General features: G+C 51.5%; 17 protein-coding genes. 6 read left to right on the top strand and 11 right to left on the bottom strand.

Annotated elements, in window-relative coordinates:
• The first annotated feature begins 166 nt into the window (after positions 1-166).
• Positions 167-790: a hypothetical protein gene (locus tag Q3C19_RS07395; protein WP_302728273.1), complete on the top strand. Its 624-nt coding sequence runs from the start codon at positions 167-169 to the stop codon at positions 788-790.
• Here Q3C19_RS07395 and Q3C19_RS07390 read toward each other — a convergent pair whose 3' ends face one another.
• Entirely contained in the window at positions 791-1,195 is a 405-nt protein-coding gene (locus Q3C19_RS07390) for a PH domain-containing protein (RefSeq protein WP_302728271.1), read from the bottom strand. It abuts the gene before it with no gap.
• 120 nt (positions 1,196-1,315) lie between these two features.
• On the opposite strand from Q3C19_RS07390, the gene Q3C19_RS07385 reads away from it, so the two are divergent.
• The 3 genes from Q3C19_RS07385 to nadB all read left to right on the top strand — a co-directional run bounded on the left by Q3C19_RS07385 (position 1,316) and on the right by nadB (position 5,035).
• Entirely contained in the window at positions 1,316-2,767 is a 1,452-nt protein-coding gene (locus Q3C19_RS07385; RefSeq protein WP_277120969.1) for a hypothetical protein, read from the top strand.
• A gap of 14 nt (positions 2,768-2,781) precedes the next feature.
• On the top strand, positions 2,782-3,354 hold the full coding sequence (locus tag Q3C19_RS07380) for a DUF6705 family protein (RefSeq protein ID WP_071148558.1): 573 nt from the start codon (positions 2,782-2,784) through the stop codon (positions 3,352-3,354).
• Positions 3,355-3,445: 91 nt separating this feature from the next.
• Positions 3,446-5,035: an L-aspartate oxidase gene (gene nadB / locus Q3C19_RS07375; RefSeq protein WP_022163200.1), complete on the top strand. Its 1,590-nt coding sequence runs from the start codon at positions 3,446-3,448 to the stop codon at positions 5,033-5,035.
• 91 nt (positions 5,036-5,126) lie between these two features.
• On the opposite strand, the gene rbr is transcribed toward nadB, so the two are convergent.
• Complete coding sequence (gene rbr / locus Q3C19_RS07370; RefSeq protein WP_022163199.1) at positions 5,127-5,705, bottom strand: rubrerythrin; 579 nt, start codon at positions 5,703-5,705, stop codon at positions 5,127-5,129.
• Between the two features lie 260 nt (positions 5,706-5,965).
• Between rbr and Q3C19_RS07365 the strand changes: the two genes are divergently transcribed.
• Together Q3C19_RS07365 and Q3C19_RS07360 are read left to right on the top strand one after the other, a co-directional pair.
• A complete protein-coding gene (locus Q3C19_RS07365; RefSeq protein WP_071148224.1) occupies positions 5,966-6,283 on the top strand; it encodes a DUF4884 domain-containing protein in 318 nt (105 codons plus the stop codon).
• Between the two features lie 32 nt (positions 6,284-6,315).
• Complete coding sequence (locus tag Q3C19_RS07360; RefSeq protein WP_022163197.1) at positions 6,316-6,813, top strand: GNAT family N-acetyltransferase; 498 nt, start codon at positions 6,316-6,318, stop codon at positions 6,811-6,813.
• Between the two features lie 238 nt (positions 6,814-7,051).
• Here Q3C19_RS07360 and Q3C19_RS07355 read toward each other — a convergent pair whose 3' ends face one another.
• From Q3C19_RS07355 to Q3C19_RS07315, 9 genes are all read right to left on the bottom strand, one after another.
• On the bottom strand, positions 7,052-8,134 hold the full coding sequence (locus tag Q3C19_RS07355; RefSeq protein WP_277120968.1) for a trypsin-like peptidase domain-containing protein: 1,083 nt from the start codon (positions 8,132-8,134) through the stop codon (positions 7,052-7,054).
• Positions 8,135-8,222: 88 nt separating this feature from the next.
• Positions 8,223-9,572, bottom strand: a complete 1,350-nt coding sequence (locus Q3C19_RS07350) for a hypothetical protein (RefSeq protein ID WP_277120967.1) — start codon at positions 9,570-9,572, stop codon at positions 8,223-8,225.
• A 344-nt stretch (positions 9,573-9,916) separates the two neighbouring features.
• Positions 9,917-11,029 (bottom strand): DUF3137 domain-containing protein, encoded by a 1,113-nt coding sequence (locus tag Q3C19_RS07345; protein WP_302728264.1) that lies wholly within the window; start codon positions 11,027-11,029, stop codon positions 9,917-9,919.
• A complete protein-coding gene (locus Q3C19_RS07340; RefSeq protein WP_277120965.1) occupies positions 10,954-11,517 on the bottom strand; it encodes a LemA family protein in 564 nt (187 codons plus the stop codon). The genes Q3C19_RS07345 and Q3C19_RS07340 overlap by 76 nt, the downstream gene beginning before the upstream one ends.
• A 306-nt stretch (positions 11,518-11,823) precedes the next feature.
• Positions 11,824-13,473 (bottom strand): hypothetical protein, encoded by a 1,650-nt coding sequence (locus tag Q3C19_RS07335; RefSeq protein WP_071148219.1) that lies wholly within the window; start codon positions 13,471-13,473, stop codon positions 11,824-11,826.
• Between the two features lie 249 nt (positions 13,474-13,722).
• Positions 13,723-13,944, bottom strand: a complete 222-nt coding sequence (locus tag Q3C19_RS07330) for a hypothetical protein (RefSeq protein ID WP_159434411.1) — start codon at positions 13,942-13,944, stop codon at positions 13,723-13,725.
• A complete protein-coding gene (locus Q3C19_RS07325) occupies positions 13,928-14,071 on the bottom strand; it encodes a hypothetical protein (protein WP_159434410.1) in 144 nt (47 codons plus the stop codon). The genes Q3C19_RS07330 and Q3C19_RS07325 overlap by 17 nt, the downstream gene beginning before the upstream one ends.
• 26 nt (positions 14,072-14,097) lie before the next feature.
• The gene (locus tag Q3C19_RS07320; RefSeq protein WP_302728336.1) at positions 14,098-14,613 is read right to left on the bottom strand and encodes a transcription initiation factor IID; all 516 of its coding nucleotides are present in this window, start codon (positions 14,611-14,613) and stop codon (positions 14,098-14,100) included.
• Between the two features lie 12 nt (positions 14,614-14,625).
• Positions 14,626-15,360: a hypothetical protein gene (locus Q3C19_RS07315; RefSeq protein WP_071148556.1), complete on the bottom strand. Its 735-nt coding sequence runs from the start codon at positions 15,358-15,360 to the stop codon at positions 14,626-14,628.
• Positions 15,361-15,368: the final 8 nt, after the last annotated feature.

Raw genomic sequence — 15,368 nt, 5'->3', positions numbered from 1 at the left:
TGATATGGACGCAGTGATCTCTAAAAGACTGCAAACTAAGAAATATATTTAAGCTTTATTCAGAAAAATAAAACAATTTGCTTCCGTTGAGAACATCTCTTCTATCTATTTTCCAATCTATCGGCATCGGTTTTATGACAGAATATGTTAAACAGAAAGAAAAAGATTGGATTATCTGAAAAGAAAAGCTATTTTTATACCTGTAAACTTGTTTAAACTCAATATCATGAAAACACCGAGATTCTTTCCATTAATTGCAGGTATACTTTGTATCCTTCTTGCAAGTTGTTCGGATGACGACGCAAGACCCGAAAACTACGTGTTCTCCCACATCGAGTTCTTCGAGGAAAGTAGCAGACAAATCGAAGAAAAATTAATTCCTACAGTCTTTGAAAACCCAACAGAAGCCACAATCACCTACGATGCAACAACCGACCCAAAAACAAAAGTCGTTTGGGAAAGCAACGATCCACAAGCTTTCAACATCGAAAGTTGCGACAGTCTTCCTATTTATTATTTGGGAGATAGCATTTATTACAGCGAAGGTTACAGCGAATATCCCGGTTCCCTGCACATGAAAGAAAGCACAATTGTCCCCCCTTATACCCAAATGACCTACGAAATCACCGTATATTACGAAGAAATATACAACACCTATCTGCTGACATTGAAAGATGAATTCAGTGAAAAAACAAAACAGTTTAAAGGCAAGTTCACCTATACGAAAGCTTTATACGCAAAATCAAATACCGTTGTAGAGCCTTTTCTTCCCTCATCGGCTTCCGAGTAACTACAAGCCGCATTCCCGCTGCCGCTTCTCCAGCACCCGTATGAACTCTTCCTCATCCGTCGGCTGGAGGGCGTCGTGCTTGCCATCCTGATAAGTGATCAGCACGTAACGCACCAGTGCACAGCCCGCTACCTGCATGGATGAACGGCGTTCTACTGATACCACCTCGGACAACGGGCGCTCGCGAAGACGCGAAAAACGCCCTTCATAAATCAGCAGACGGCCGTCGGTGGTCAGCGTATACGTAGTGTGAATAATCTTTTCGATGAAATGAAGCAACAGAATGCCCCACAGAACAGCTATCAAAATGTACTTCACCCACAGGCAATAGACCAGCATGAAGGTAAACAAAAGTAACGCCAAGTAACGGCCCGTAGCAATGCGGGCATGGAACACTCTATCCATAGTTTCTTTGTTTTTTGCGGTAAAGGTATGTATTTTCAGCAGGAAAGCGCACAAGCAATGCACTTATTTTGTAGTTTTGCGACAAACTAATACTGTATTTAAGCGAATTGCACATTTACCATGAAAAAAACTTATAAGAAAATAGCTCGCAGAACCTGCTTTTACCTGTTATTTGCGACAACTTGCTGGTTCGTTGCCTGCCTGCATGAAGACGGACGCCATATAGATTTCGAAAAACACTATGAGCTGATGTCCACACGTAGTTTGAGAGAAACTGGAATACCTGACTGTTTTTTTGCTTATTCGGATACGGCTCGTTTCGGCCACCTTATTCCCATCCTACAACAAGTTGATTCCTGTCATCCGTTTGTTGACACTTTCCGCCAAACCTATGGTTTACCTCTTTGGAACTGTTCATGGTTAGAGAAAGGCGAGTTGGGCAATATTTGTTTCGTACCTATACTCCCTAACGATGGTAGACGACAAATTACTACCGTATGGGTGTTCACCGAAACCGAGAAGAAAATATTGTACACCGTAGTGCAACCAGCTGATAACCCTAATAATAGTGATTGGAGGTTCCTGTCTGACTTCATGACTTACCGTGTGTTTGGAACAGACAATGAAACAAACATTGTACTGAAAATCGCGCAAAGTCCGCAAACACGTATAGCCCAGCCTATCGTCATCACAACCTGCAACGATATATACACCGGTACTGCCGGCCACCTGGAATACCGGTATACCGATTGTTTTGACCACATATTTTGGATAGAGGAGCCTGAAAAATGGAATCAGCACCCCGATCCTGGCGAAGGCTCACTATCTGGCAGCAAGATAAATGGAGGCAGTGGAGGAGGAAGTAGCTCCGTCATTGGCGGCCAAGGCGACAATGAGCAGCCCCAAAACGACGAACCACGTAATCCTGCCAATGAGCCTTGTGGAAGGGCAGAAAGGATGTCACTTGACAATGAATTAATCCACCATGTTGAAACCCTTTTCGAAGAAGTCAACAATTACCATAACGGTGACCTAGAGAATGGATGGATTAAGACTAGTACTGGAGAGTATATCTCTCCGGCAATAAGGGAAACAAACAAAGTGAAGTACAATGAATCTCTACTGAAAGGAATGAAAATCACCGAACAATACCACAGTCATCCTGCTGGCAGTTGTATTCCTTCTTGGGCCGACTTGAAAAATTTAGCATACAGGTACAGCCACAGTCAGATAGACGTAGAGCATTTCTCATACGGGATAGTAACAACCATGGGATGTCTGTCGTTAGTAATAATGGACGAAAAGAAATTTGCAGAGTTTGTAAAAGGAATTTTAGACAATTCATCCCAATCAATATACAATAGTAAAATCATACCGAACCAACCCAAGAGTGTTGATACCGCCATCGCCCGATTTATAGACTTCCTAAATGATTCTAAATCTGGCATAAGTGTCCTTTTTAACTACTCAACATATAATCCAGACTCTGATAATATGGAATTAAAAGATTGGTATCCAATGGATAGTGATGGTCATGAAAAACTAAAAGACGTCTTTTGCTTAGCTTACTAAAAATACTTATTAAAATGAAACGCATTATTCTATTTACAGCCTTGACAGTTATTTTTCTTAGTGCTTTTTCTCAATCTTATAATGATGATTTCGTAGGAACCTGGGTGTACGAAAAAAATGACACAGTGTTTAAAATTAAACTGCAAAAAGGACATACTACCTACCCAGGCACAGGAAAATCCAGAGAAACCCTTGTCGGCGGGTATTCCCTATCTATTAAAGGAATAATACAGGATGATTATATCAGACCTATTTTGGATTTGCCTACCATACAATACTCCAAACTACCAGATTATAATATCTTTATTTGGGGTGAATATAGTAATCCCAAAGAGCCCAATTACACTGCATTTAGATTTTACGACATGAAGAAGAAACACATTTTTGGGACTGGAATCAGCGCCAATAGCATGACATTGTTATCTCCCACCAAACTACATTGGAAACTGGACGAAAAACAAGGACTTTGGTGGGAATTTGAAGGCGAAATAATAGGAGATGAAGAAGAGATAAAACGAATTGAAGAAGAAAGTAAGCCACGCGGATTCTCGGTGCCCGAAGATGTGATTATGACAAAAGAAAGATAGCTGAAACAAAATTGTTTAAACGATTTTCAGCAGGAAAGCGCACAAGCAATGCACTTATTTTGTAGTTTTGCAATTGCTAATAATATACATTATGGTAAGAAAGTTCGATTTCCTCGTCATCGGCTCAGGTATAGCCGGTATGAGTTTTGCCCTGAAAGTGGCGGAAAAGGGGACGGTAGCCCTCATCTGTAAGGCCGGAATGGAAGAGGCCAACACCTATTTTGCACAAGGAGGCATCGCCTCGGTAACCAACCTAGCCGTGGATAACTTCGAAAAGCACATCGAAGACACCATGATTGCCGGCGACTGGATCAGCGACCGCGCGGCGGTAGAAAAAGTAGTACGTAATGCACCCGCCCAAATCAAGGAACTCATCAACTGGGGCGTCAACTTCGACAAGAAAGAAGACGGAAACTTCGACCTGCACAAAGAGGGCGGACACTCGGAGTTCCGCATTCTGCACCACAAGGACAATACGGGAGCCGAAATACAGACTTCACTCATCGAAGCCGTGAAGCAGCATCCCAACATCACCATATTCACCAACTTCTATGCAGTAGAAATCATCACGCAACATCACTTGGGCATCATCGTGACACGCTACACACCGGGCATCAAGTGCTACGGTGCCTACGTACTGAACGAAGCTACGGGCGAAGTAGATACCTTCCTCTCTAAAGTGACTGTGATGGCTACAGGAGGTTGCGAAGCCGTCTATCGTCATACCACCAATCCGCTGGTTGCCACGGGCGACGGCATTGCTATGGTCTATCGTGCCAAGGGAGCGGTGAAGGACATGGAATTCATCCAGTTCCACCCCACGGCACTCTATCATCCGGGCGACCGTCCTTCTTTCCTCATCACCGAAGCCATGCGCGGTTACGGCGGCGTACTCCGCACCATGGACGGCAAGGAGTTCATGCAGAAGTACGACCCGCGCCTCTCACTGGCTCCGCGCGACATCGTGGCACGCGCCATCGACAACGAGATGAAACAACGCGGTGAGGACCACGTCTATTTGGACGTTACGCACAAAGATCCCGAAGAGACCAAACGCCACTTCCCCAACATCTATAAGAAGTGCCTCAGCATTGGCATCGACATAACCAAGGACTACATCCCCGTAGCACCTGCCGCCCACTACCTTTGCGGCGGTATCAAAGTCGACCTGGACGGACAGAGCAGCATCCGCCGTCTGTACGCCATCGGCGAATGTTCGTGTACAGGCCTGCACGGCGGTAACCGTCTGGCATCGAACTCGCTCATCGAAGCCGTGGTCTATGCCGACGCTGCTGCCAAACATGCGTTGAGTGTGCTCGAACGTTACGACTTCAACGACGACATCCCCGAATGGAACGACGAAGGTACCATCAGTAACGAAGAACGCGTACTCATCACACAGAGCATGAAAGAAGTAAATCAGATCATGGAGTCGTACGTGGGTATCGTACGCAGCAACGTCCGTCTGACCCGTGCCTGGAATCGTCTGGACATCCTCTACGAGGAGACCGAACGCCTCTTCAAGAGCTGCAAGGCCACTCGCGAGCTGTGCGAACTGCGCAACATGATTAATGTAGGTTACCTCATCACCAAGCAGGCCATGGAGCGCAAGGAAAGCCGCGGATTGCACTACACCATCGACTATCCGCACCATGCCGACGAGGCTGAAGGAAAGAAATAATATCCCTCTCCTCCCCCTAAAAACAGCAACCCCATTGGCTGCGGCCGTTCGGCTCCGCCAATGGGGTTGATTGTTTATGGTAATCCGTATCTTACCAGTTTTCTTTCTTCACTTCGAAGTAAGCTTGCGGATGGAGGCAAGCAGGGCACAGCTCGGGAGCTTCCTTACCTGTATAGATGAATCCGCAGTTGCGGCACTGCCATACCACTTCACCTTCCTTGGCAAATACGGTAGCATTCTCGATGTTCTTCACGAAAGCCAGATAACGCTCTTCGTGTCCCTTCTCGGCTACAGCGATGTTGCGGTACATCAGGGCGATTTCGGGGAAACCTTCTTCATCGGCGATGTCGGCAAACTTGGGATAGTCGAGTGACCACTCTTCGTTCTCGCCGGCAGCGGCAGCCTGCAAGTTCTGGAGGGTTGTACCGATCACACCTGCGGGATAGCTGGCTGTAATCTCTACCATGCCGCCTTCGAGCCACTTGAACATACGCTTGGCGTGTTCTTTCTCCTGCTCGGCAGTCTCTAAGAAAATGGCAGCAATCTGTTCGTAACCTTCCTTCTTGGCCACGCTGGCAAAGTAAGTGTAACGCATACGTGCCTGCGATTCGCCGGCGAATGAAGTCATCAGATTCTTTTCTGTGCGGGTTCCTTTGATACTCTTAGTCATAATCGTTTCTTTTTAATAGGTTAATATTCTGTATTGATTGTTTCTTGTGCTGCAAATGTATGAAAACATATTGTGATATCCGGCACTAAATTCCATCGGATTTTTCTATCGACCGATAAAGAAAATCTATCGGCTTCGTGCTGCAATAAAAAAAGCGACAGGCACAGACGTCAATCTGCATGTTAACAATAATTGTCCGGCAAGATACCTGAAATAGAAACAAATCTGTGTATCTTTGGGTTCAAACAATAACCATAAAAATGAAAAAAATTCTCCGAACCTCTGCTTTCCTGCTGCTGGCAGGCATGGCCGTCACCTCTTGCGTCATGCAACGTTCCGTTTCAGAATCCCAATCGGCCAACAATCCCGACTACCGTGTCAGCTACCTTTTCGAGCACGACGGATGCCGGGTATACCGCTTCTACGACTCGTGGTCGGGCAGTTACGTCTACTTCACCACTCAGGGCGACGTGACCGCCATCCCCAACGATTCCACCCGCCGGCAAACCGTAACCTACCGCCAACGGAACGACAGCACGTTCGTGAAAAAGGCTTTCCCGCAAAAGGCGCTTGAATAAAGTCACAAATAACCATTAAAAAGAAACCACAAATGTTCACTATCAGAAAAGCAACCGTCGCCGACTGCGAACTCATTCAGAAACTGGCGCAGCAGGTATTCCCTGCCACCTATCGCAGCATCCTTACACCCGAACAGATAGATTACATGATGGACTGGATGTATTCGCCCGAAAACATCCGCAAGCAGATGGAAGAAGAAGGCCACGTCTACCTCATCGCCTACGAAGAGTGCGAAGCAGCAGGCTACGTTTCCGTACAGCCCGAAGGCGAAGACCTGTTTCACCTGCAAAAGATATACGTACTACCCTACTTTCAGAAGGCACATTGCGGCAAGTTCCTCTTCCGCGAAGCCATCCGATACATCAAGGAAGTGCATCCCGCTCCCTGCCGCATGGAACTGAACGTAAACCGCCACAACCCCGCTTTAGGCTTCTACCAGCACATGGGCATGACAAAAGTGCGCGAAGGCGACTTCCCCATCGGAAACGGATATTATATGAACGATTACATCATGGGCATCGACATTTGAGCCGAAACGTCCCCGATGCGTGACCTTTCACAGCAACATGCTTATTATGAGCTGTTTTGCTGTGAAACGTGAACGGCAAAAGAAAAGATAATTCACCCTTCGTGAGCAACACTTGCATTCCATTTGTGGGACACTTGTACGGCTCGCGAGCAACACTTGCACGGCTCGCGAGCCGTGCAAGTGTTCTACAACCGCATCACAAGCGGCCTTCACGGCACTGTGCCAGCATGGTCATCCGTCAGCCGTTGTCCTGACGCGAATACTCCGAGAGCTCGCAGCCGAAGCGGTCCACCATCAGGTTGTCCATCTCGTCGGCGCGCAGGGCCAGGTTCACCAAGTTGCGGCGGATTTCGTCTTCCGAGCTGTCGGTCAGGTCGGACAGATGGAGGCGGTAGGCCAGGTATATCTGCCGGCCTTCGATGCCCATCTTGTAGGGCGAGAAGTCTTCGGACAGCATGTAGTCGAGCACCGGCTCCACCTCCTTTTTGGGCAGCAGGTTGATAGGCGAGACGGCAAACAGGTAGGTGTTGTCGTAGACGAAGATACGTATCTCCGAACTGCCCTTGTGGAAGGTCCACGAGTCGTAGCCGTCGCGTGCCAGCACGGGGTTGACGCCCATCTCGCCGATGGCCTGCTCGCAGAAGATGGCCAAGGGCGAAGGTTCGCGCTCGGCAAAGATGCCTTCGGGCAGTTTCTCACCGCACGAGGGACAATAGTCCTCTTCGCCGGCTATCAGCTCGTCGCAACTGTCACACTGCACCTGGAAGCAGGAACGGTCTATGCCGCCTGCCGAATCGAGCAGCTTGCGGAGTGCTTCCACCCGGATGCCGAAGCCCATGTTGTCGGCGTTGCTGAGCTTGCTCACCGTGACGCCCACCACCTCGTTGCGTTCGTTGAAGATGGGGCCGCCCGAGTTGCCGGGATTCACGGCCGCATCGGTCTGTATGTAGTACTTACCGTCCACCAGCTGCCTGGGCGACGAGACCGATCCTTCCGTCACCGTGAAAGGCATGCCGTAGGGATAGCCCGCCACGCTCACCTTGCCGCCTATCTCCAGCGAGTCGTCGGAAGCGAGGCTCAAGTCGGGCAGGTGCGAGAAGTCGCCTTCGGCAGCCAGCAGGGCAATGTCCAGCGAAGGGTTCACCAGCACCACCCGGGCCAGGTAGGGACGGCGGTCGTTGTCGTGCAGGGCTACGGAGTGGAAGCCACTGACCACATGATAGTTCGTCACAAACAGGTCGTACGCCTTCAGGTAGAAGCAGCTTCCCGACCCGCCTGCGTGCGTCACCTTGTACACTAGTTTATAGATATTCTGATCCATCGTTTCTATGTCTTTTCGTTTTAAGTTCCGTTTTTGATATTTCTTTATGAGTTAAGAAGTTATAGTGGCTAAAGCCTTCTTTACCATTCTACAGTCCCATCGCCTTCTTCTGTATCTCGGCCACGAGCCGGGCATACTCGGCCATGTCGCCGCGCATCATGGCTGCTGCCATCTGCTGCTGCAACTGCTGCATGTCGTCGCTTGCCATGGCCTGATACACCTGTTGCTGCATCTGCATGGCCATTGCCATCTGCTGTTGCATGGCTTCGGCAGTGTCTTCGCCGCTCGCCAGCCCTTCCAAGCCGGAAAAGTCGGGCAGGAAATCATCATCCAGATCGCCGTCCATGATGCGGTCCATTGCCTCATAGAGGATTTCCGACGCCTTCTCCACCGTCTGTCCGCCTGCCGCTTTGAGGGCCTTGGACAGGATACGGTTGATGTCATCCTGCATGTCGTTGTAAAAGTAAGCCTCGTAGAAGGCGTAGAGCAGGCGCACGGCACTGCGCTCGTAGTTGTCGTTCTGCATGGCCTCGGCCGCCTCCTGATAGACACTCCGGAAATGCTCTTGAATGTTCTTCAGCGAGGAGCGCCGCTTGGTGGAGACCAGCGTATCAGTGTAGTAAAGGTCTTCCGCCAGTTTCTCGCGAGGAGTGGCAAGCAACTTCTCCAGAAAGGCTTTCCCCCTGGCCAGTACTTCTACAATGGGCCGCTCGGCATCCATGTCGTCCACGGCCTTCTCCAGTTCGTTGAGTAGCTGTCCCTGCGGACGGGCAAAGTAGGAAATCTGGTAGAAAGCCGTGTCGAGTACATTCCACGAATAGCCGTAGTGGCGGTCGCCGTCGTACTCCTTCAGGGCTTCGAGTGTGGTTTTTCCCAGTGTCTGGATGGCTTCATAGATGCGCTCCACCTCTTCGGGCGGATAGGGCATGACCTGCGGCTCGTAGCAACGAGTGGCGCCGAACCTGGTGCAGAACTCATCGTCGTACTTGTCGCCGACGTGGCAGATGTTCTGCAGCACGTAGAACATCTTGTGGGGATGACTTTGCGACAAAGGGCAGGAATACTCCATCTTCAGCTGCTCGCCCTCTTTTACGAAACGGGGCAGGAGCAGCTTGTTCAGGTTGAGGTCGGCCACTTGGCGCAGCATGGCCACGCGCCCCTTCTCGGGCAGGCGCAGGAAGTCGGCCACCACGCTGACCATATTGTCCGCTATGCGGATATGCACCAGGATGGAACCGTGGGGAATGTGAAACTCGGTGCCTTCCGCATTACCGTACTTGGAGCGGAAACCGGCATTCAGATAATCGAGCAGGCTGTGGAAGGCCTCCAAATAGGCTCCCTGACCATAAAGGTCTACGCTCTTCTCGTAAGCCTCCATACGGACGGAACTCTGTGTGGAATCCGTCAGAGGCGGAATAAAGACAGGTGTCTGTTTCATACAATAATAGATTTACGGAATGAAGAAAGGCCGGAGAACAAAAGAATCCTACCTACTCCATTCATAATATAATGATTAATGGGTAATTTAAGTTTTGTTTTTAATATTGGTTTGCAGCGCCAATAAGTTCCATACAAGCTTCCCTTTTTTCGGCCTCTTCCCGTCACTGCTTCTGATTCTCCACGGGTTTTCCTCCAATTCTCCACGGCTTTTTACTGCAAACCCCACGAGTTTTTACTGAAAACTCCCCGGGTCTTTATTGAAAACTCCCCGGGTTTTTACTGAGAACCTGCCAGGTTTTTACTAACTCAGGTTTCAAAAGCAAGATTTTACCCGGCAAACAGTTAACTGACTCCCAATTCGTCCGCCACCCTCCCCGACAGGGTGATGTCGTTGTAGACCGTCTCCAGCATCCGCCCTCCGCCCAGCAAAGCGGGACGCAAACGCAGGAAACCTTGGGGCATGGAGGCGGCGTAGTAGAGGCAGCCGCGGCTGAAGGAGAACATCAGGTCGCGTCCGAAGGCGTCGCGCAGGGCAGTCATCCGCCGCATCATGGCAGGCGTCAGCAACATGCGGGCAGACACTTCGTTATCAGCATACACCACGAAGCGGCGCTCAAACTCAGGGTCTTCCAGACGGACAAGGCGGGCATGGAAGCGCTTTTGCAGGGCTTGCACGTGATGAGCCAGATAGCCCGCCTTGTCCTCCAAGTGGTCAGGCAGCACCAGGATATCGCCCTCGTAGCGGCGCGATGTCCGGCACCAGCCGAACATGCCGCGGAAGTTGTGCGCGCTGCTCTCCATGCGCGAGGCAAAAAGCGGACGCAGCACATGGCGGTAGACCATGACAACGTACCCCATTACGGGATGATACTGCCAGCGGTTCATCCATCCGTAGGAGACGCCCACGTCGGCCATGCGCAGCATGCTTCCGCTGCCTGTCTCCACCTCGCCGTAACAGTCCATCGCCAGCCTCGGATCGCCGTAGGAAACTGTGAACAAACGGCTGCCTGTCAGCAGACTGTTGTCCACCTCGCATTCGGAAAGGGGCAGGAAGCGCACACCAGGCAACATAGCCTGCATCGCCCTGCGCATGGCGGCCTCCTCGCGCTCATGGAAGGCGGACAGACTGCGTGTCAGCGCAAAACTGAGAACTACCAGTCCAATAAAGATAGGTACCACCGTCCGCGTCAGCGCACTATAATCATGCCAACCCATCCGAGCCAGCAACGTGCCGCCGAACAGCACAAACATAAACCAGGCGAACACCAGCGAATAGACCACCACACTCAGCACCCTCACCACGCGGCGCCACCTCTCCACACGGACAAGCTCGCCGTGCAGCTCCGTTTCCAATGCCTTAAAATCAATCGTTTCCATCGTTATTTCTTGAATAAGTCTGCCACATTCACATTGCGCTGTTCCTGATCGGGTATCTCTATCAGTTCCTCTGCACAATGGTGCCGACTGCGCGCCACGATGCACGAAGGGAACATCTCGATGGTGTTGTTATAGTCCGTCACCGCCGCGTTGAAGGTACGGCGGATGGCCTGCAACTGCAACTCCATCTCTTCCAGATTGGCCTGCAGGCGATGAAACTGTGCGTCGGCTTTCAGTCCGGGATAGTCCTCCACCGACACGTTCAGCCTGGACAGCAGGGAAGACAGTTCGCTACCCGCCCTGATCTGTTCGCCCTCCGAGGCCGAAGGCGACAGGCGCGAACGCAGCTCGGCGATGCGCACCAACACCTCGCTCTCGTGCCCCATATACGTCTTTACAGCTGCCACCAGATTGGGAATCAGGTCGTTCCGCTGCTTCAATACTACGCAGATGCTGCTGCGGCACTGCTTCACCCTGTTCCGTTTGGCTATCAGGTTGTTGGCCGTCCAGATATACCAAAGAACCAGCAACACCGCCACACCTGCCATTGCATAAACTATCACCATAGGCTTTCCTTTCTAAAAAACATTAGCAATCACATTCACTTTTCACATAAGCAAAAGTAACGGCTAATCTGAAAATACGGAAACGAAAGAGGGGGACAAATGAACTCCCTTAAAACAAAGGATAAGCAACTGACAGAAAGACTATTAAAGTTAAAAAAGGAAAGGGTAAGGAGGGGGACATTTGACTTGAGAGTGTGTCAAATCAGGGAACTTTCCGCTTCAGGCACGGAGTAAGCGGAAGTTCGCAGACCATTCTTCCCCCACATATTTCCACTTCATCCCGTGCCTAAAAACAACCGGATGCCGTCAGAACTCCCTCAGCAGTTCTTCCAGCGTCACGCCGCCGTCGGCACCCATCTTCTCCATGCGGATGCGCTTGAGGCGTTTCTTCACGGAGTCCTTCTCCAGGTGCATGACCTGCGACATCTCCAACTGGGAGAGCTGCATCTTCACCATGCAGCAATAGCGCAGATCGTCCTGGTTCAGGGCGGGATAGCGTTGACGGAGGCGACGGGTGAAACCGTCGAAAATGGTGTCAGCATTCTGCACAATATCTTCCCAATCCTCGTCGGAGAGGATGACATTGTCTCCATTGGCAATGCCCTGAAGTACCCGCTGGCTGAGGCGACGGAAGAAAGTGGCCTTGAGGCGCGCCTCCTTCTGCTCCATCTCGGCCACACGCTGCCGGTGCAGCGAAGAGGTTTCACGCTCCTGCTCCAGTTCCTCGGCCTGTGTGTGCAGGTAGCGCTGCTGGATTTTCACCCTACGCCGGCTGCGGCGGTAGAGCAGGCAGACAATGGTGACGAACCAGGCAAGCAGCAGGAAAGCGACGGTCATCAGCAGCAGGTCGGTCTTGCGGCTGGCGGCCTGGGCGCGCCAGTAGAGGTTCTCCATCGAGAGCTGCTCGTGGCGGTAGCTCTCCTGTAGGGCAATGGTCTCTTCCGTGTAGCGGGCGTCGCGCAGGCTGTCGGCCAGGGTGATGAAGTCCGAAAGCAGTGCATAGGCCTCGCGGTCATTGCCCGTACGGTGCTTGATCTCGGCCATGTAGCGGAAAGCATCGGCACGGACGCTGGGCGAGGAGCTTACGGCCGAGAGGCGGTAGTAATGAGCCGCGGAGTCGTAGCGCGCCATCTGCCCGAACAGGTAGCTCTTGGTCGTGTAGAGGCTTTGCAGGGCAATGGTGTCGGTGGCGGGACGGAGAGCCATGGAGCGGTCAATATACTCCAGCGCCAAGGCGGGCTGTCCGAGCTCGGCGTAGATGGTGCCCAGGTTGTTGTAGACGTGCAGCAGCTGGCGGGGCACCGAGTCGGCCAGAGCGGCATCGTAGGCGGCCTGCGCATAGTGGAGGGCGCTGTCCTGCCGGTTCAGGAAGTAGTAGCCCGTGGAGATGTCGCATAGGGCCATGTTCTTGTAAAACATGTTTCCCAGGCCGATAGCTGCCTTCAGCGCCTCCTTGGAGTACTTCACCTTGGCGGCATAATCGCCCTGCCCCATGCACACCACGCCCAGCCAAGTATTCACCCGATAGAGCTGCTCGTAGTCACCGCTGCCCTGCAGGAAAGACAAGGCCTGCATGAACGCCTGTATGGAAGCCTCGGAATGGTAGAGCCTGCGTTCCAGATGGCCCTTACAGTAGAGCGCCCGTTCGGCATAGGACGAGTCGCCCGAACGAGTGAAATACTCGATGGCAGGTATCAGCAAGGTGTCGGTCGAGGCAGTCAACTGACCATTACGATGGGCAGCCTCAGCCAAGAGGAGGGCACGGAGGGCATAATCGCGGCCCGAGAGGCGCGAAGGGTAATCAATATCGTACATCACGGCCACGGCACTGTCCGTCTGCCGCTCAGCCATCAGCCGTTCAGCCAGGGCTACCCGACGGTCAGGGCCGCAGGCAGCCAGCAGGAGACAGGCTCCCAACAACAGGGACAGACAGAGATGGTTATTTTTTCCAAACATAGTTTAATCAATTATTACAAACAAAATCTACAGAGAGACCAAAGATAGCAATATCCTGCCACGTATAAGCAAAGGACTTCCTCTTTTTTTGCCTCCAAATTGCCAGCAGGCCATCCGTCCCGCCGGCAGAGGTTTCCGTTCACGCCCAGAATCCATATAGAACCGGAAGTGCTCATCGTTCCGGCTTTCACCTGTTTTTGCTTTCAGTCTCTTTCTGCTCATAAAAGTAAAACGTATTCAAATAGCCCGTCAGGGCAAACAGTTGGCACAAAACGGCCTCGACATACTGCCCCGAACAGGCAGCCATCGGAGAACCATCATCAGCAGGCCGCTGGTTTCCAGCAGAGTCATCGGGTAGGAACGAAAACCGAACCTGTCGGAAACATACCCCATGCGCATCAGTCGCCACGACACCCACGTATAAACTCCGGCGAAAATCAGCAGAACGGTCCCTTCAGCCTTTTCGGACACCCATCCGTTCTCCAAGCATAGCACATAGAGCAGTGAAAAAATCTGCCTGAGCGATGAAGGCAGTGGGGCGCAACAACCGACCCTCATGGCCGTCGTACACGCGTTCGTACAAATCTTGTATATCCATATCTGTCCGTCTTTTATTGTCTTCCTTCAAATTCCATATTTCATTATCACCGTCCACGCATAGACCAGCCAGCAAAGATTGCCGGCTACCAGCAGGAAGAGTCGTTGCCTGAACTTGTGGTCATACTTTTCCTCCCTGAGCCGCCTCAACTCGACAAACAGGCCTTCGCCCAGGTTGACAGGCGTCCGACTGAGCAGGCAGACCGGCAGCAGGATGAGTGTGTCCACCAGATGCCGCATGGGGGTCAGCAGGTAAAAGGGGGCGAAAAGAAACAGCGGCAACATCTCCCACCAACGATAGCCTACACGGCGGTTCCGCTCGTTCTGCCTGTCCCTGCGCGCCTGTCCGGCACGGGCGGCATCATCCAGCCTCCGCATGAAGGCCTCTTCCTTCTCATCCATAATGCCGGCTATCGCTTCATCATCCACACCCCGGCGGTACAGTTCCAGCTTGACCTGCCGCACCTGCCCGTCCAACAGCTCACCCGTAAGGTCGTGTGCCATCAGCAGCAGTTCGTCGGTCGAATAGTCCTTCAAGTTCATCATTATCTTCTTTTAATCATTACAGTTCATAAAAAAAGGAATATCCGTTGCCTCCGGCCACCACTCACCTTCTTCCGCCAACCGTGCTTTCCGCACCTCGTCGTCAGTCAGGCTGTCGTTAAAATAGGCATCATACAGATTGTCCCAACCCTCTTTCCGGTATTTCGGTGTTATCACCCATTCGCCCGCGTCATTAATTACGCAGAAATCCTTCGGCGCACCGGGAATGAAAGCATCTGCCCACGAACACACTTCCTTTCTGCCGTCCGCTGCCTGCCGATGACCCGTATATTCGGACAAGTTCATGCGAAGCTCCGTAATGTCGTTCCTTCCCTTCTCCACCCGTTGTTCATTGTTCCGGTAAGCCTGCCTGAAATGACCGCAATAATAAGTTTTCAAACTATCTGCTCCGTACTCTCTGAACACATAACGCCCATAGACGAAACCGTCCATATTGATGCACTCGTCTTTCAACCCCAACCCGCCGAGAATGCTGTCTATCCGTATCGTCCCCCTGAAGAGACGGATTACCGACAGGCGGATGCGGCTTGCACCTTTCACTGTATACGTTCCCCTACCCGTCTTGTGGGCTTCCTCAAGACGGATATCAATTCTTCCGCATCCCTCACCCCAAATTCCTGTCAGAGTCAAGCCAGCAAAGAGTCCCGACAAGTCCTCCTGTCCGATCTCCGCTCCCCACCCCTTTATCCAACTATTCGTCGATGGGGTACAAGTGTGTTGTTCCATTTCCTTTT

This window comes from Bacteroides sp. ET489, assembly GCF_030518095.1.
GTDB lineage: Bacteria > Bacteroidota > Bacteroidia > Bacteroidales > Bacteroidaceae > Bacteroides > Bacteroides ndongoniae.
Note: the sequence above shows the minus strand (reverse complement) of the source record. Positions and strands in the feature narration are given on the sequence as shown.